This window comes from Rhizobium rosettiformans W3 (assembly GCF_004912135.1).
Classification (GTDB): domain Bacteria; phylum Pseudomonadota; class Alphaproteobacteria; order Rhizobiales; family Rhizobiaceae; genus Allorhizobium; species Allorhizobium rosettiformans.
On sequence record NZ_STGU01000077.1, the window covers coordinates 1 to 776 of the forward strand.

Annotated in this window: 1 protein-coding gene; it reads left to right on the forward strand. The window is 57.7% G+C overall.

Annotation, left to right across the window (positions count from 1 at the left end; genetic code table 11):
• The first annotated feature begins 9 nt into the window (after nt 1-9).
• A complete protein-coding gene (locus FAA86_RS24405) occupies nt 10-723 on the forward strand; it encodes an IS6 family transposase (protein ID WP_037095196.1) in 714 nt (237 codons plus the stop codon).
• Nucleotides 724-776: the final 53 nt, after the last annotated feature.

Sequence of the window (776 nt, forward strand, 5' to 3'; positions counted from 1 at the left end):
CGGATTGTCATGACCGAATTCCCTGCCGCCCACTTCAGACGCCACCGCTTTCCTGCCGAGATCATCACCCATGCGGTCTGGCTGTATTTCCGATTTCCGCTCAGTTTACGCGACGTCGAAGATCTGTTGGCCGAGCGCGGCATCAACGTCTCATTCCAGACCGTCTCGGAATGGGCGGCGAAATTTGGCTTGAAGTTCGCCAATCAGCTCCGACGCCGCTCACGAGGCCAGTTTGCCGACAAGTGGCAGCTCGATGAGATGGTGGTGACGATCAAGGGAAAGAAATACTGGCTGTGGCGCGCCGTCGATGCCAACGGCTACGTTCTCGACGCCCTCTTGCAAAGCCGAAGGAACAAGGCAGCAGCCTTGCGTCTGATGCGCAAACTGCTCAAGGGTCAAGGTATCGCCCCGCGCGTGATGCTGACCGACAAGCTGCGTTCCTATTCGGCTGCGAAGGCGGATTTGATGCCGAAGGTCGAACATCGCTCGCACAAGGGATTGAACAACCAGGCTGAAAATTCCCATCTTGCTGTGCGACGACGAGAGCGGCGCATGATGCGCTTCAAGTCCGCGCGGCAATGTCAGCGTTTCGTCTCCACTCACGGCCAGATCGCCAATCTCTTCCTTCTTCACCGCAAAGACTTGACCGCCGCAGACCATCGCCAGCTTCGCACTCACGCCATCTCGACCTGGCGGGAAATCGCTTTGTCGATTGATGCGTGAAGTTCAGGTCGAAGAGACTACCGCATCCCAAACTCGGTTAAGGCGACGCCACC